Source organism: Rhizobium sp. BR 250 (assembly GCF_047445855.1).
Classification (GTDB): Bacteria; Pseudomonadota; Alphaproteobacteria; order Rhizobiales; family Rhizobiaceae; genus Agrobacterium; species Agrobacterium tumefaciens_I.
This window is the reverse complement of record NZ_JARWKW010000004.1, coordinates 199,407-215,106: the sequence shown is the minus strand read 5'-3', so window position 1 is coordinate 215,106 and position 15,700 is coordinate 199,407. Positions and strand designations below refer to the sequence as shown.

General features: G+C 58.3%; 16 protein-coding genes. 7 read left to right on the top strand and 9 right to left on the bottom strand.

Annotation, left to right across the window (positions count from 1 at the left end; translation table 11 throughout):
* Window positions 1-10: 10 nt before the first annotated feature.
* Window positions 11-937 carry an EAL domain-containing protein gene (locus QD336_RS08395; protein ID WP_269340555.1) on the bottom strand — a complete coding sequence of 309 codons (927 nt, stop codon included), beginning with the start codon at window positions 935-937 and terminating at the stop codon, window positions 11-13.
* A 211-nt stretch (window positions 938-1,148) separates the two neighbouring features.
* Between QD336_RS08395 and QD336_RS08390 the strand changes: the two genes are divergently transcribed.
* Window positions 1,149-2,351 carry a pyridoxal phosphate-dependent aminotransferase gene (locus QD336_RS08390; protein ID WP_499170205.1) on the top strand — a complete coding sequence of 401 codons (1,203 nt, stop codon included), beginning with the start codon at window positions 1,149-1,151 and terminating at the stop codon, window positions 2,349-2,351.
* Window positions 2,352-2,568: 217 nt separating this feature from the next.
* Complete coding sequence (locus tag QD336_RS08385; protein ID WP_499170204.1) at window positions 2,569-3,255, top strand: hypothetical protein; 687 nt, start codon at window positions 2,569-2,571, stop codon at window positions 3,253-3,255.
* A gap of 76 nt (window positions 3,256-3,331) precedes the next feature.
* Here QD336_RS08385 and QD336_RS08380 read toward each other — a convergent pair whose 3' ends face one another.
* The gene (locus QD336_RS08380) at window positions 3,332-4,438 is read right to left on the bottom strand and encodes a calcium:cation antiporter (protein WP_499170203.1); all 1,107 of its coding nucleotides are present in this window, start codon (window positions 4,436-4,438) and stop codon (window positions 3,332-3,334) included.
* 193 nt (window positions 4,439-4,631) lie between these two features.
* Here QD336_RS08380 and QD336_RS08375 point away from each other — a divergent pair, with 193 nt between their 5' ends.
* A complete protein-coding gene (locus QD336_RS08375; RefSeq protein ID WP_269340561.1) occupies window positions 4,632-4,898 on the top strand; it encodes a DUF2188 domain-containing protein in 267 nt (88 codons plus the stop codon).
* A 104-nt stretch (window positions 4,899-5,002) separates the two neighbouring features.
* On the opposite strand, the gene QD336_RS08370 is transcribed toward QD336_RS08375, so the two are convergent.
* On the bottom strand, window positions 5,003-5,947 hold the full coding sequence (locus QD336_RS08370; protein WP_269340562.1) for a LysR family transcriptional regulator: 945 nt from the start codon (window positions 5,945-5,947) through the stop codon (window positions 5,003-5,005).
* A 90-nt stretch (window positions 5,948-6,037) separates the two neighbouring features.
* Here QD336_RS08370 and QD336_RS08365 point away from each other — a divergent pair, with 90 nt between their 5' ends.
* A complete protein-coding gene (locus QD336_RS08365; RefSeq protein WP_499170202.1) occupies window positions 6,038-7,075 on the top strand; it encodes an NAD-dependent epimerase/dehydratase family protein in 1,038 nt (345 codons plus the stop codon).
* Window positions 7,075-7,464 carry a DUF6220 domain-containing protein gene (locus QD336_RS08360; protein WP_499170200.1) on the top strand — a complete coding sequence of 130 codons (390 nt, stop codon included), beginning with the start codon at window positions 7,075-7,077 and terminating at the stop codon, window positions 7,462-7,464. Before QD336_RS08365 ends, QD336_RS08360 begins: the two co-directional genes overlap by 1 nt.
* 45 nt (window positions 7,465-7,509) lie before the next feature.
* On the opposite strand, the gene QD336_RS08355 is transcribed toward QD336_RS08360, so the two are convergent.
* From QD336_RS08355 to trxB, 4 genes are all read right to left on the bottom strand, one after another.
* Complete coding sequence (locus tag QD336_RS08355) at window positions 7,510-8,622, bottom strand: alkene reductase (protein ID WP_499170198.1); 1,113 nt, start codon at window positions 8,620-8,622, stop codon at window positions 7,510-7,512.
* Window positions 8,623-8,746: 124 nt separating this feature from the next.
* Complete coding sequence (locus QD336_RS08350; RefSeq protein WP_269341382.1) at window positions 8,747-9,037, bottom strand: ArsR/SmtB family transcription factor; 291 nt, start codon at window positions 9,035-9,037, stop codon at window positions 8,747-8,749.
* A gap of 600 nt (window positions 9,038-9,637) precedes the next feature.
* A complete protein-coding gene (locus QD336_RS08345; RefSeq protein WP_034498849.1) occupies window positions 9,638-10,534 on the bottom strand; it encodes a LysR family transcriptional regulator VtlR in 897 nt (298 codons plus the stop codon).
* A gap of 24 nt (window positions 10,535-10,558) precedes the next feature.
* Complete coding sequence (trxB, locus tag QD336_RS08340; protein WP_499170196.1) at window positions 10,559-11,533, bottom strand: thioredoxin-disulfide reductase; 975 nt, start codon at window positions 11,531-11,533, stop codon at window positions 10,559-10,561.
* A 267-nt stretch (window positions 11,534-11,800) separates the two neighbouring features.
* Between trxB and QD336_RS08335 the strand changes: the two genes are divergently transcribed.
* Window positions 11,801-12,268 (top strand): Lrp/AsnC family transcriptional regulator, encoded by a 468-nt coding sequence (locus tag QD336_RS08335; RefSeq protein ID WP_004430414.1) that lies wholly within the window; start codon window positions 11,801-11,803, stop codon window positions 12,266-12,268.
* A 30-nt stretch (window positions 12,269-12,298) separates the two neighbouring features.
* On the opposite strand, the gene QD336_RS08330 is transcribed toward QD336_RS08335, so the two are convergent.
* Window positions 12,299-13,354, bottom strand: a complete 1,056-nt coding sequence (locus QD336_RS08330) for a glycosyltransferase family 4 protein (protein ID WP_499170194.1) — start codon at window positions 13,352-13,354, stop codon at window positions 12,299-12,301.
* 81 nt (window positions 13,355-13,435) lie between these two features.
* Window positions 13,436-13,912 (bottom strand): transcription elongation factor GreA, encoded by a 477-nt coding sequence (greA, locus tag QD336_RS08325; RefSeq protein ID WP_003522847.1) that lies wholly within the window; start codon window positions 13,910-13,912, stop codon window positions 13,436-13,438.
* A 510-nt stretch (window positions 13,913-14,422) separates the two neighbouring features.
* Between greA and QD336_RS08320 the strand changes: the two genes are divergently transcribed.
* Entirely contained in the window at window positions 14,423-15,562 is a 1,140-nt protein-coding gene (locus tag QD336_RS08320; RefSeq protein ID WP_499170193.1) for a GGDEF domain-containing protein, read from the top strand.
* The last annotated feature ends 138 nt before the right edge of the window (window positions 15,563-15,700 follow it).

The window sequence follows — 15,700 nt, the reverse complement described above, 5'->3', positions numbered from 1 at the left end:
GCAAGCGGCGTCAGAGGCCACGTTTTCCGAAGGTCCGGGTCTGGCGCAGAGGATGTGTGTCGGCGGGCCGTTCCTCGCGGGGAAATGCCGGTGCAGCGCTTTTTTCAGGCCTTGCGGAAGGGGAGAAATAGGCGTTGCCGAGTTCGGGAAAGCGTGTGTCGAAACTGGTCGGCGCAAGTTCGGGTTTTGCCAGAACATAGCCCTGCATCAGAAAGACACCGAGTTCCTCGCACTGATCCACCTGCCAGCCGGTTTCCAGCCCTTCGAAGACCGGCTCTATTCCTTCTTCGCGAAACTGGCTGACGATGACGCGCAGAAGCGCGGCGCCCGCCGAATTCTGCATGAAATCGCGCACCCAGCCCGCTTCGAATTTCACATAGTCGGGCTTGATGAGCTTGACCCGGTCGATGGCGGAATCGCCGGCGCCATAGTCGTCCAGCGCCACGCGAAAACCGATATCGTGCATATGGTAAGCGAAGTCGGCGACCATCTGGGTGTCGGAGGCTTTTTTCTCCGAGATTTCGCAGACGATGCGGTCCGCCGTCATGCCGGCCTCGTGGGCGGCAAGCCGCATGCGCTCCACCTCCTGCCGCATCTTGGCCGGCGTCTGGAACAGGCCGGGATGGAAGTTGACGAAGATGCGGGCGCGGGAACGGTTGAGCCTGCCGGTGTTGAGAATGTGGATCGTGCGCAGGATGCTGTCGATATTCTCGATGTCTTCAGCCGCGACCAGCGAGAAAAACTCGCCCGGCGTCACCGGCTCGCCATTGCGATGCGGCCGCACCAGACCTTCGAAGGAATCGATGTCGAGCATGCCGCTCGTCGTTCGGCGGAAAATGGGCTGCAGGGCCGATTTCAGATTGAAGGTTTGATAGGCCGTGGACCATGTGCCATCGACCTCGCGGACAAGACTGGAAAAGATGCTTCTGGGCGCCATTTTTCAACCAGCTTTAGAGACACGACCCCTAGGCTCGCAAATGTAGCGTATCAAGCGTTACTTCCGGGTTAAGGAAGGTTTAAATTCTCCATTGCGGCAGATAAGCCGGCTTTTGACCTTGAAACTATGCCGGTCTTTCGACATAGAAAGTGCCGCAGCAGGCAAGTTTTCCAGCCTCTGCTGATGTCAACCCCAATAGGACCGATTAAAAATGGCCTTCCTTGCCGACATTCTCTCCCGCGTAAAGCCATCCGCCACCATCGCCGTTACCCAGAAAGCCCGCGAGCTGAAAGCGCAGGGCCGCGATGTGATTAGCCTTGGCGCCGGCGAGCCGGATTTCGATACGCCCGAAAATATCAAGGAAGCGGCCATTGACGCGATCAAACGCGGCGAGACCAAATACACGCCCATTTCCGGCATTCCGGAACTGCGCAAGGCGGTTGCCGACAAGTTCAAGCGTGAAAACGGCCTCGACTACAAGCCGGAACAGACGATCGTCGGCACCGGCGGCAAGCAGATCCTCTTCAACGCCTTCATGGCGACGCTGAACCCGGGTGATGAGGTCGTCATTCCCGCGCCTTACTGGGTCAGCTATCCGGAAATGGTGGCGATCTGCGGCGGCACGCCGGTTTTCGTTAACGCCACGCTCGAAGACAATTTCAAGCTGACGCCGGAAGCGCTGGAAAAGGCGATCACGCCGAAGACCAAGTGGTTCGTCTTCAACTCGCCTTCCAACCCCTCGGGTGCGGCCTATTCGCATGACGAGCTGAAGGCGCTGACGGATGTGCTGGTCAAGCACCCGCATGTCTGGGTGCTGACGGACGACATGTATGAGCACCTGACCTATGGCGATTTCAAATTCGTCACCCCGGTTGAGGTCGAGCCTTCGCTCTACGACCGCACGCTGACGATGAACGGCGTCTCCAAGGCCTATGCCATGACCGGCTGGCGTATTGGCTATGCCGCCGGCCCGCTGCCGCTGATCAAGGCCATGGACATGATCCAGGGCCAGCAGACCTCGGGCGCAAGCTCGATTGCACAGTGGGCAGCTGTCGAAGCTCTGAACGGCACGCAGGATTTCATTCCGGCCAACAAGAAGATCTTCGAAGGCCGCCGCGATCTCGTCGTTTCCATGCTCAACCAGGCCAAGGGCATCAGCTGCCCGTCGCCGGAAGGCGCGTTCTACGTTTATCCGTCCTGCGCCGGCCTGATCGGTAAGACCGCGCCTTCGGGCAAGGTCATGGAGACGGATGCGGATTTCGTCTCCGAACTTCTGGAAGCCGAAGGCGTTGCCGTCGTGCAGGGATCGGCTTTCGGCCTCGGCCCGAACTTCCGCATTTCCTACGCCACGTCGGAAGCGCTTCTGGAAGAGGCCTGCAAGCGCATCCAGCGCTTCTGCGCCGCTTGCCGCTGATCGGTTTGCGATCTTAAAAGAAAAAGCCCGGCAGCGATGCCGGGCTTTTTTGTTTCAACTAGAGCATCGCGCGTTCAATCGGAATGTAAATAATAATAAAGTATTTTTGGAAAATTACGGCAATTCATTCCTGTCTATGATGAGTTATTTAGGTTTTTGTTTAAGTGGAAATAATATAGTCTTTGGGTGTGGCGTAAGCCAAAAGGAGTTTCATCGGATGATTGATGAATTAATTATAGACGGACTGTCGGATAGAGATTTTTGTAAAGAAATTGAGGATTTACTTAGAAGAGACGAGGCTGATGCGGCTGCCGATCGCCTGAAGTCACTGCTTGGCGCAGTGTGCGGCCCAGATCGTCCGCTTCCGTCACGCTTTCTAACCGTCGACCCAAAAAGCATCGAGTTGATTGGGTGGTTAAATTTGCCAGCAAGCGTTACGAACTACGATCTTGGTGACAGCAAGATTAGTGCGATCGGAATCGATCTAAGCTGGCCAGGGCATATAGGGCGGGAGCCAAACGATGACGGATTGCTTGATCCCGTCGTCGAGACGAACTTCTATACGGACGACATGTGGCCTTTCTCTACTTCAGATCGCGCCGGTCTCCTTTCAGGATACGATCAATACTCATGCGCTTGGCAAGGGGGATTTGAGGGGATCGACGGCACAGTCCAGATCAACGGCATTTCCGACCTCTATGGCGCCGTTTATTTATTGAAGGGGATCACCGAACCGGGATTACAAACCGCAAGAGTGTTGGGGGCGTGCTATATCGTCGTTTTGATATACTTGGCATTGCGGGACTCTGCGTCTCGCGATGTACTGCCGCGGCCAATGGCTGTCATTTTGGGGAGCAATGAGGACTATCCGTATTTCAATGCGCCAGTCTTCGCCGCAAGATAAGCGAACACCCATCTTCGCAGGCATGACAGTCCTGTTTGTCGCAGGATATGAGAGAGTATAGACCGAAGATCGGTCGCTAAAGCCCCAGAAACAGCAGCATGATGAAGGTGGCGAAGAGGATGAAATGCGTCATTCCCTCGATCGCATTGGTCTCGCCGTCGTTGAGATTGATGGCGGCGGCGATGAGGGTGATGAAGACCATGACGGTCTGCACCGGGGTCATGGCCATGATGAAGGGCTGGCCGGTATAAAGCGCGATGCCCTCCATCACCGGCACGGTCAGGATCACCGTCGACAGTGATGCGCCCATGGCGATATTGACCACGGCCTGCATGCGGTTGCGTAGGGCGGATCGGAGCGCGGTAAGGATTTCCGGCGAAGCCGAGATGGTCGCCACCACCACCGCCATCAGTGCCGGCGGTGCGCTCGTGCCCTCGAGGCTTTCGCCAAGGAAGGCCGACATGAATTCCGCCAGCACGCCGATCATCACCACGCCGGCAATGATGAGGCCGATGGAGAGTGGTACGCTGCCTTCGTCTTCCTCCTCCGCATGGCCATCCGATGGCTGACCGGCCGGATGCGGTTTGCGGGGATAGGTGTAGCTGAAGAAATAGCTGTGCGGCCCGACCTGCATCTTGAGGAAAAGCGCATAGAGCGCGATCATCGCGACAATGGTGAAGGCGGAATAGACATGCCAGCTCTGTTGCGGAATGAATTCCGGCACGATCATCGAAATGCCCATGGCGGTGAGGATCATCACGCCGTAGGTCTTGCCGGAATCGTCATTATAAGGCTGCTCACCGTGGCGCAGACCGCCGAGCAGGGCGGCGAGGCCCAGAATGCCGTTGATGTCGATCATCACGGCGGAATAGATCGTATCGCGCACCAGCGTGGGAGAACTGGATTCGCTCATGATGATGGCAAGGATCAGCACTTCGACCGCGACCGCCGAGAGCGTCAGGATCATCGTGCCATAGGGATCGCCGACCTTGGTGGCGAGGATTTCGGCGTGATGGGCAACCCGCATCGAGACGAGAACGATAAGCCCGATGAGCATGATCGCGGCAATCAGCGCCGCCGTCTTTCCGGCTTCGAATATCGCATGTTCCGCCATATAGGCGGCAATTGCCGCCGGTATCGCCAGAAGCAACATGCGCTCCTGCTTCAGAATGGTAGCCGCCATCGATTTCCCTTCCCCGTGACAGGCCTAGGCTGTGACGTATCGTCCCTCAGATCAAGCAGGATTTGCGCTTGAGTGCTTTTGGTAGGATAGTGGTGTCGCAGGACATGCTGCTCATGCCGCGGTGTCCCATCGGGTGCAATGCTTGAAACGCGGTTGTGGTTGCCATGTCGCCTACCGAGACGGAGGACCATGCATGACCAAAGTGGTATATGAAATTGTCGAACATGACGGAGGTTTCGCCTACCGCATGAACGGCGCCTATTCCGAAACATTTCCTACCTATGCCGATGCCGTCGAGGCTGCGCGCATCGTTGCCGCCGAACAGCAGATTGGAGGCGATGACGAGGAAATCAGCTATCAGGACGAGCGCGGCCAGTGGCATGAGGAATATAGCCAGGGTGGCGACCGGCCGGAAGCCGAGGTGGTGGACAAGACGACGCAGCAGGCCAGACCCTTTTGATGAGCGGGGTCGGAATGTCAGGTGAAACCGGCATTGCCCTCCCATTTTCGCCGGCCTGTTCCGCGCAATCGCGTGTGCGGCCGGGCGCCGATGCTTGAGCAGCCCTAGCGCCGTTGCGGCGGGGCGTTCGGATCGGTCTCCTTGAGATGGGCTTTCAGGCCTTCGACCAGGGCGCTGAACACGGCCCGACATCGCGGCGAGGTCTTGAGGTTCTCGTGCATCGCGACCCAGGTGTGCAGCGGAATGTCGATTTTCGGAAGCACATGGACAAGCCGGGGGTCCTTGCGCGCCAGGCCGATCTGGCAGACGCCGATTCCCGCGCTGGCGCGGATCATGGCAAGCTGGGCAAGGTTGCTGTCGGCGCGGATTTCAAAGGAAATGTCTTCAATATCGGGTATTTCCGGATCGAGCGAACGCATCCGCTGGATGGCCGCCCGGATGAATGGCGTCTTGCGGTCGAAACCGACCATGCGGTGGTTGTCCAGTTCATCCATGCTCTCCGGGATGCCGGCTTTTGCCAGATAGTCGCGTGTCGCATGAAATCCCAGACGGAAATTGCCAATATAGCGCATGACGATCGCATCCTGCTGCGGCTCGGTCATGCGGATGGCGATGTCGGCCTCACGCCGCAGCAGGTCTTCCAGCGTATCGGACAGCGAAAGCTCGATTTCCAGCCGGGGGTGAACCTCCTGCATGGCGGTGATGATCGGCGGCAGCATCTCCACCCCGATAATATCCGACGCGCTGATGCGCACGGTGCCTTCGATCTTGCCAACCTCGCCGGAGGCCGCCCGCATGAGGGCCGCGGCCGTCGCCGACAGATTTTCCGCATAGGGCTTGAGCGCAAGCGCGGCCTCCGTCGGCATCAGCCCGTGCGGTGAGCGGATGAACAGCGGAAAGCCGATGGCCTCCTCCAGCGCGCCGATATGGCGCCCCGCCGTCGGCTGGGTGATGCCAAGTTCGCGCGCGGCGGCGGAAAGCGAGCCATCACGCAGCACGCTGAGGAAGGTACGGTAAAAATCCCAGCTGACATTCCGGCTTTTGATCATAAAATTTTGTATGGCCGCTACACCTATTTCGACAATTTCGTATATCGCGCATTGCGCCGATACTCCAGCTCACAAAAAGGAGCGACGGCCATGATATATGAAAACCATGCAAATACAGCAGAGAATAACCGGCCGCTGGCCCTGATCATTGGCGCGAATGGCGGTGTCGGCAGCCACGTCTCGAAGATGCTGCTGCAACGCGGCTGGCGGGTGAGGGCACTGACGCGCCAACCCGTATCGACAGGCGCGTCGGACGGCGTGGAGCGCGTGACGGGCGATGCGATGAACCGGCAGGATGTGGTGGAGGCCGCCAGGGGCGCCACGCTCGTCGTCCATGCGGTCAATCCTCCCGGATATCGCGATTGGGAGAGGCAGGTGCTGCCGATGCTCGACAACACCATCGCCGCTGCCGAAGCCTGCGGGGCGAGGATCGTGTTTCCGGGCAGCGTCTATAATTTCGGGCCGGATGCCTTTCCGCTGCTGACAGAGGACAGTCCGCAGAAACCCTTCACCCGCAAGGGCGCGCTGCGCGTGGAGATGGAGCGGCGGCTGAAAATGGCGTCGATGCGCGGTGTGCCGGTGCTGATTGTCCGTGCCGGGGATTTTTTCGGGCCGGATGCGAAAAATAACTGGTTTTCGCAAATGCTGGTGCGGCCGGGCAAACCGGTGCGCAGCGTCCAGAACCCCGCCGCACCCCATGCCGGGCATCAATGGGCCTATCTGCCTGACGTGGCGGAGACGATCGGACGGTTGCTGGATCGTTCGGGCGAACTTCCTGCTTTTGCCGTCTATCACATGGAGGGTTTCTGGGATTTCGACGGGCTGCAACTGGTCGCGGCAATCGAGCGTGCTGTAGGCCAGCCGGTCAAGATGCGACGACTGTCCTGGCTGGCGATAAGGCTCGCCGCCCCCTTCGTTCCCCTGTTCCGCGAAGTGCTGGAAATGCAATATCTCTGGCAGATGCCGATCCGCATGAGCAACGCCAAGCTTACGGATTTCCTCGGTGTGGAACCGAGGACACCGATCGATGTTGCGGTATCGGCGACATTGGCGAACCTCGGCTGTATCGAACAGGTGCGGGAACCGGCCAGCCTTCACCATCCGGCCGATGCCGGGGGGAGGGTGTGATGGCCACGGCAACGAGTGAACTATCTCGCCAACGCCGCATCTTCGCCGTGGTGTCGGCCGTGGTGCCGGTGCTGATTTTCGCGCAGGTGCTGCTGGCCGGGCTGTCGATCTATTATGACGGGTCGCTGCTTTCGGTGCACAAGGGGCTTGGCATCTTCATCGCCCTTCCCATCCTGTCGCTGGTGGTCCTTGCGCTGCGTTATGACGATCTACGGCCGAACCTTGGCCGTTCGCTGGTGCTGCTCGCCCTCTACTGTCTGCAGGTGGCACTGATAAGTATCGGCCGGGAAACGGGCAATGGCTTGCTGCAGGCGCTGCATGTGCCCAATGCCTTCATCATGGGCGCATTTTCAGATTTTGCCGCGCGGCAGGCACGAAGCCTGCGCTGAAAGAAAACGCCGCATTGCCATGGAGCAATGCGGCGTTTCGGTTTGTCAGGCGAGCGCCGGATAGTCGGTGTAACCTTCGGCTCCGCCGCCATAGAAGGTCGGCTGGTTCGGCTCGTTCAAGGGCGCGTTGTCCTTGAAGCGGCGCACCAGATCCGGATTGGCGATGAAGGCCTTGCCGAAGGCGACGGCATCGACCTTGCCGCTTTCCACGGCTTCGATGGCGCTCTCACGGTCGTAACCATTATTGGCGATCCACAGGCCCTTGCCACCGGCATTGCGATAGGCGGCCTTGAAGGCTGCGTAATCGAACGGCTTGTCGCCCTGCTTGAAATCACGCGGGCCACCCGTGGCACCCTCAACGACGTGGATGAAGGCGAGATTGCGCTTGCCGAGTTCTTCCACCACGTAATTGTAAAGCGGCTGCGGATCGGCCTCGAAAATATCGTTGGCCGGAGTGACGGGGGAGAGGCGGATGCCGGTGCGGCCGGCGCCGATCTCTTCCGCAACCGCATCGACAACTTCCAGCAGGAAGCGGACGCGGTTTTCGATCGAGCCGCCATATTCGTCCGTACGCTGGTTGGTGCTGGATTTCAGGAACTGCTCGATCAGGTAACCATTGGCGGCATGGATTTCGACGCCGTCAAAACCGGCTTCCAGCGCTGCGCGGGCACCGCTGCGGTAATCTTCAAGGATGAGGCCGATATCGTCGATGGTGAGCGCGCGCGGCTCGGAGGTCTCGGCAAAGGCGCCAGTGCCGTCATCATTGATGATATAGGTCTTCGACTTGGCCGGAATGGCGGAAGGAGCGACCGGCTGGCCGCCATGCGGCTGCAGCGAGGTGTGGGAAATGCGGCCCACATGCCAGATCTGCGCAACGATCTTGCCGCCGGCCGAATGTACGCCGTCGGTCACTTGTTTCCAGCCCGCGATCGCTTCCCGCTTGTAGAGGCCCGGAACGTCAGCGTAACCCTGACCCTGCTGGGAGATCGGCGTGCCCTCGGTGACGATCAGCCCGGCCGTGGCGCGTTGCTCGTAATAGGTGGCGTTGAGATTGTTGGGAATTGCCCCCGGCGAGCGGTTGCGGGTGAGGGGAGCCATGACGATACGGTTGGCGAGTGCGATATCGCCGGCCTGTGCCGGTTCGAAAAGACTGGTCATGCGACTTCACTTTCTGGTCGGTTGGCAGAGTTGCGCGGCAGGCGCGCTGTCCTTGTTCGGGTGCCGGAGTGAAACCGCGTTGCGGTTTCCAATCCGGCACCCCGGGGCTCAAAGCTTGGGAGGCTCAGAGATTGGCTTGCAGATAATTGCGGAAGGCGTCGATGGTTTCTTCGTCGCGTTCGAAAAACACCCATTGCCCGACCTTTTTCGACCTGATGAGGCCGGCTGCCTGCAACACCGCCAGATGTGACGAGACGGTGGATTGCGACAGGCCGCTGATCTGAAACTGGTTGGCGCATACGCCCATGCTGAGCGGATGCTCCTGGCAGAAGTGTTTCTCCGGGCACTTCAGCCATTCAAGAAATTTCAGCCTTGCGGGATGCGAAAGGGCCTTGAGGATTTCCTCCGGGTTCATCGATGTTTCTTCAATATCTGACATGTCCGATATTTATATCGGTCATTCTCGATATACAAGTCACGTCTCTGTGAGGATCGCGGGGAGCGGGCAGGCAGCTCCAAAAAAGAAGGCCGCTGGATATTTCCGCGGCCTGATAAGTTTGAAGGTCAAAACCTCCAGAGGGGAACAGCTGCCGCGGGCCTTGGGCGAACGTGACAGCTGACTAAAATATGGGAGCGGCAATAATGCAAAACAAGGTTGCATCATGCGATATTTCGCCAATTCGGAGAAAATTCTTGCGGGTAAAAAAAGAGGGCCGCCGGAAGGATCCAGGGCCCTTTAAGTGTGAAGGTCAAAAACCTCCAGAGGGGAACAGCTGATGCGGTGGAACTGGGAGGAAAAGCCACCGTGTGCATCAGCTGAGAGCGATATGGTGCTTTTTTGTGCACGAAACAACTCTTTTTTGTGCAGGTCAGGCATGCGTGCCGCGCAGCCCTCGATATTTCCGGTATATTTTATGTGCAAAGCTGGAGAAGGGCGCCTGCGCGCCCCTCTCGCTTCTGCCTTTGCAAGGCTTTGAATTTAAAAGATTATCTTTCAACGTCGATTATTTTAACGTCAGAAGTTCCAGTTCCGCGCTTTTGCAACGATGAAGTCGCGGAAGGCTTTCAGCTTTGCAGCGTTTTTCATCTCGTCCGGATAGCAGAAATAGGTATCGAAGGACGGAATGTCTGCGGCGAGCGATAGCTGGATAAGGCCCGGATCGCGGCCGACGATATAATCCGGCAAGCAGGCAATGCCTATCCCCAGCAGGCAGGCGCGCTTGATCGAGGTCTGGCTGTTGATCTGCAGATGCGGCGTGCGCGTATTGTCTGAGGAACGCCCGGCATTTTCCAGCCAGTTGACGTCCAAGAGGTAGTTGGGTGCCGGCTCACCGAAGGAGATGATGCGGTGATTGTCGAGATCCTCGACAGACTGCGGCTCACCATGGCGATTGATGTAGGACGGCGCGGCATAGACGTGCATGTGCACCGTGAACAGCTTGCGCTGGATAAGGTCCGACTGTTGCGGCTGGCGCAAGCGGATGGCGCAATCGGCATGGCGCATGTTCACGTCCAGCTCCTCATTGTCGAGGATGAGCTGGATCGACATTTCCGGATAGAGCTGCAGGAATTCCTGCACCTTGTCCGTCAGCCAGCCCTGGCCGAGACCGACGGTCGTCGTCACGCGCAGCTTGCCGCTCGGCTTTTCCGTCGTTTCGGTGAGCTGCATCTTCACCGTTTCGAGCTTCAGCAGCACGTCATGGGCGGTGCGATACAGCAACTCGCCCTGTTCGGTGAGAATCAGGCCGCGCGCATGGCGATGGAACAGCTTGACGCCGACATCCTGCTCCAGCGCGCTGACCTGACGGCTGATGGCCGACTGGGACAAATGCAGCTTGTCGGCAGCATGGGTGAAAGACCCTGCTTCGGCTGCGGCATGAAAAATGCGCAGTTTATCCCAGTCCAATGGCATTGCCATGCCTATCCTGCCTTTCGGTTATTCCGCTGCGACAGCAAGCGGTTGATGCGCGGTGAGATAACGTTCCGCTTCAAGGGCGGCCATGCAGCCCATGCCGGCGGCGGTGATTGCCTGGCGATAGATATCGTCGGTGACGTCGCCGGCCGCGAAGATGCCTTCCACGTCGGTGGCTGTGGAATCGGGAGCGGTCCACATGTAGCCGTTATCCTTGAGCTTCACCTTGCCCTTGAACAGTTCGACTGCCGGGGCGTGGCCGATGGCGACAAAGACGCCATCGATCGGCATTTCGCTGATCGCGCCCGTTTTGGTGTCGCGCAGCTTCACGCCGGAGACGGAAGGCGGCATTGGCGGCTTTGCCGGTGCGCCGGTGATCTCGGCGACTTCGGTGTTCCAGAGGATCTTGACGTTTTCCTTCGCGAACAGCCGTTCCTGCAGGATTTTCTCCGAGCGGAAGCTGTCGCGGCGGTGCACGATGGTGACCGACTTGGCGATATGGGCGAGGTACAGCGCTTCTTCCACGGCGGAGTTGCCGCCGCCGACCACGATCACATCCTTGTTGCGATAGAAGAAACCATCGCAGGTGGCGCAGGCGGAGACGCCGAAGCCCTGGAAATGCTGCTCACTCTCGATGCCGAGCCACTTGGCCTTGGCGCCGGTGGCGATGATCAGCGTGTCGGCAGTCCAGACCTGACCGGAATCGGTCCTGACCACGAAAGGCCGGACGTTGGTTTCAACTTCGGTGACGAGGTCGCTGACGATTTCCGCGCCCACATGGGTTGCCTGCTTCAGCATCTGGTCCATCAGCCAGGGGCCCTGGATCGGATCGGCGAAGCCTGGATAGTTCTCGACGTCGGTGGTGATCATCAGCTGGCCACCCTGTTCCATGCCGGCAATCAGCACGGGTTTCAGCATTGCGCGGGCCGCGTAGATCGCCGCGGTATAACCGGCGGGACCGGAGCCAATGATCAATACCTTCGTGTGGCGGGCAGACATGAAAACATTCCTTTCAGTAACGGGGTCTTTCGGTCGCAGTGCCTTTCGGCACCCGGGCCCTCCAGCCGCAAGACGGCGGACAGGCCGCAACCCCTTCATTGCCCGGTATTTAAGGTTGTCTAGTGTCTTTATTCAAGGGCAGCCTTGCGTTACCAACAAGGCAGTTGTGGATGCGCGCGCAATTTTGTGACCGGGCAGTGGCATAATGTTGCGAATCCCGTGCCGAATAGTACAAGGAAGTTCTCCAGCTTAACGAGGTACTTCTCCGTGACCAGCGTCGAACTCGATGCCATCGATCTGAAAATCCTGCGCGAATTGCAGCGCGACGGGCGTATGACCAATGTGGAGCTGGCCGAAAGGGTCGGAATTTCCGCGCCGCCCTGCCTTCGGCGTGTCCGCAAGCTGGAAGAGGCGGGTGTGATCGAGGGTTATCACGCCATGTTGAACGCGCCGAAGCTCGGTTTCGACCTCGTTGCCTTCTGCATGATTGGCCTCAAGCGCCAGTCGGACAGCAATCTCAAGGCCTTTGCGGCGGCAACAGCAGGATGGTCGCTGGTGCGGCAGGCCTGGATGGTGTCGGGTGAAAGCGATTTCCTGCTGCACTGTGTGGCGAAGAACCTGACGGAGTTTCAGGATTTCGTCATCGAGGTTCTGACGGCGGATGAGAATGTCGATACGGTGCGCACCATGCTGACCATCCGTCAGGTCAAGCGCGTCGGTCTGGTGGAAATCTAAGCAGCGGACGTCTTGCCGGTTTAGGGGGTATCACCCTCGCCGCAACGCATCATAGACGTCACCGAGACTTGTCGCTTCTTTTTCCAGCGGAAAAGTGCTGCGTACATGCGCCAGCCCGGCACTTGCATGGGCTTTGGCCAGAGCCGGATCGGCCAGATAGATTCCTATCGCATCTCTCAGCGATGTGTAGTCACCCGCATCCACGACGGCCCCGGTCTCGCCCCTGACGATCATTTCCTCATAGGCGCCGGCATTGCTGGCGACGACGGCCGTTTCCGAGGCCATGGCTTCGAGTGGCGTCAGGCCGAAACCTTCGTTGCGGGATGGAGCGACATAAAGCGTCAGCCGCCGGTACCACGGTTTGATGTCGTCAACTTCGCCCTGAAAGACGATGCGGTCGGCAAGGCCGGCCGCGACGACGTCAGCCTTGAGCGCATCACCAAAAGCCTTGTGTTCCGCCGTAACCCGGCCGGAAACCACGGCGGTCCATTGCGGATAGTGGGGCAAAAGCTCGATCATGGCGCGTACGAAGAGGTCGGTGCCCTTCTGGTGGCGCACCCGTCCAAAACAGCCGATCAGATACTGTCCGGGCAGGCCGGTTGCCTCGATCATGTCTTGGGGACCCGTCGCCGGGTGGAACAGCTCGGTATCGACGCCATGCATAACGACGCGATGGGGTACTTCGAGAAACGAACCGGAGCGGGTGCTGGTTGCGACTACCGCATCCATCTTCGAAATCAGAAAGCGTGTATAGCCGGAATGCCGTCTCTGTGCGGCCGAGGTGAAGAGCAGTTTCACCTTCATGCGCAGTACGTCACGCATCAGAATGCCCGGCAGCATTTCCAGATTGCGGCGGGCATGCCAGATGCGCGGGCCGCCGAGCGGGCCGTTCTGCCAGAGACGCCACAGATCACGGAAACGCACATGCGGCAGATGCGGCGGCAGGCCGGGGCCGATGGTAGCCACCTTCTGCCCAAGCCGGTTCTGCACCGGAATGAGCTGAACGATGGTGGAGGTGACGCCGGAGAGCCTGCGCTTGAAGTTCGGCGCAAGCACCTGCACATCTTTCAGACTGACGTGGGACAAGATGGGCTTCCGTCTTTGCGGCTAAAGAATTGATCAGTCAGAAGACGATGCGCCCGCATGGGGCGCATCGCATCGGGGCAATCAGCCCCACTGCACCGCGAGAATTTCGTAACCCTTGGCACCGCCCGGGGCGTTGACTTCGATGCTGTCGCCGACTTCCTTGCCGATCAGGGCGCGGGCAATGGGCGAGGAGATGGAAATGCGGCCGGCCTTCACATCGGCTTCCTGGTCGCCGACGATCTGATAGGTCTTTTCCTCGTCGCTATCTTCATCCACCAGCTTGACGGTGGCGCCGAACTTGATCTTGGAACCGGACATCTTGGAAAGATCGATGACTTCGGCACGCGCGGTCAGGTCTTCCAGTTCCGTGATGCGGCCTTCATTGTGGCTCTGGGCTTCCTTGGCAGCATGGTACTCGGCGTTTTCCGAAAGGTCGCCATGGGCGCGTGCTTCCGCAATCGCCTCGATGATACGGGGGCGTTCCTCCTGCTGGCGCCAGCGCAGCTCCTCCTGAAGCTTGACGAATCCACCCTGAGTCATCGGTACTTTTTCTACCATTTTTTTATCCTTCGCATTCCGGTCGCTTTACTTGCAGACACAAAAAGAAACAGGTTCCGGAGGGGAACTCCGGAACCATGCCAAAATCATAACTGAGCCGACTATATCAGAAGACGACAGCGAAATGCCAGTAAATTTGAGGCGCTGATATTTCTCTTTATATTCAATGTCGTGGTCTTATTTTCTGACGATTGTCAATGGAACATAGGGTAAACATAAGTCACGAAGATGTCGACGTCAGGCAGGCTGGCCATTCTCTCCGTCGCGGCAGGACACGATGCTTCGCACGCATCTCGACGGGATGGTGGCGGACATCACAAGATCCAGAAAGGATATGTTGTCTATGGAATGCTCGAATAGATTGTTGTATATATTAGAGTTTTATTGTGTATTTAGTGTTTATTCCCAATAATATTTATTTACTGAATATTAATTTGTTATTTTAATTAAAATTTTATACGGAATATTGTAATCCTTCTCACCGAATTCTATTCAAAAAACGGACATATTATGCTGGGCGAACTCGACCTTGCGACAGTCATACTGATGCAAAAATGTTCTTACATTGTTGGGTTGATGAGTTTTATCTACCTGAGGATGAGTAATCGCTATTTGCCTGGTCCGGTTGCGCTTGCGGCGGGTTTTGCGTCGATGACGATCGGTTCCACGCTTGCAGGTTACGGAGAATGGAACATCGTGTCGCCGGCCCTGTGGCAGCTCGGCAGCGTTGTGTTCGGTATTGCGGGTTATGCGCTGATCTGGCTCGGTTTGAAGGCGTTGAGCGACGGACGCTTCGTCAACCGCAAAACCACAATCCTTGCCTGTCTCGTTGCCGCCCTGGCGGTTGTCGTCGCGGTACAGGTGGCGGACAATAATGCCTTTCGCGCGGCGCTCTTTAATGGTTGTGCAACTCTGGCCTATCTCGGCGGGGCGGTCGTGCTTTTTGCCGGGTGGCGGAAGGAGCCACTTCTCTCCCGTCTGGCGCTGGGCGCGATTACCGGCATCTCCGGCCTGATTTCGCTGTCGGTGATGAAAAGCGTGCTTTTCCCCGACTATGCCACCATCAATCTGGTCAATGCATTTTTCTTCATCATCATGCTGAATTTCGCCATTGCCCTCTTCGTGATGGTGCTGGTGGCCGAGCGGTCCGAACGGAAATTGCTGCTTCTCGCAAATACCGATCCGCTGACGGGCGTCAAGAATCGACGCTTCTTCTTCCAGACCATGCCGGCGACGCCTGATCCCACCGATGCGGCCATGTTGCTGGATATCGATCACTTCAAGTCGATCAATGACCGTTTTGGCCACGCCGTCGGCGATAGTGTCCTGCAGGAGGTGGCAAAGCGCATCGGCGGCAGCATCCGCGGCGGTGATGTGCTGGCGCGTTACGGCGGCGAGGAATTCATCATCTTCCTGCCGGGCGCCGGGGTTCAGAAGGCCCGCATGATCGGCGAACGCATTCGCAGTGCCATCGCGGTGACCGAGGTGGATTGCGGCGGTTTGCGTGTCGGCGTGACGATCAGCATCGGCGTCGCCGCAAGCGGCGATATGAGCTGCGATTTCCTGACGCTTGCCGAAATGGCGGATCGTGCGCTCTACCGGGCAAAGACCGAAGGCCGCAATTGCGTGCGCGAGGCGCTCGCGGCTTAAATATCTGGCAAACCTGAGATCTTCCCGTTTTCCGACGCTGGAGCCCTGGGCTTAGCCCGTTGGCTCTTTCGTCGTATCCGCAGCGGCGCGATGCCGTAAGGCCTCTTTCAGCAGGATTTCGATCTGCGCATTGATGCT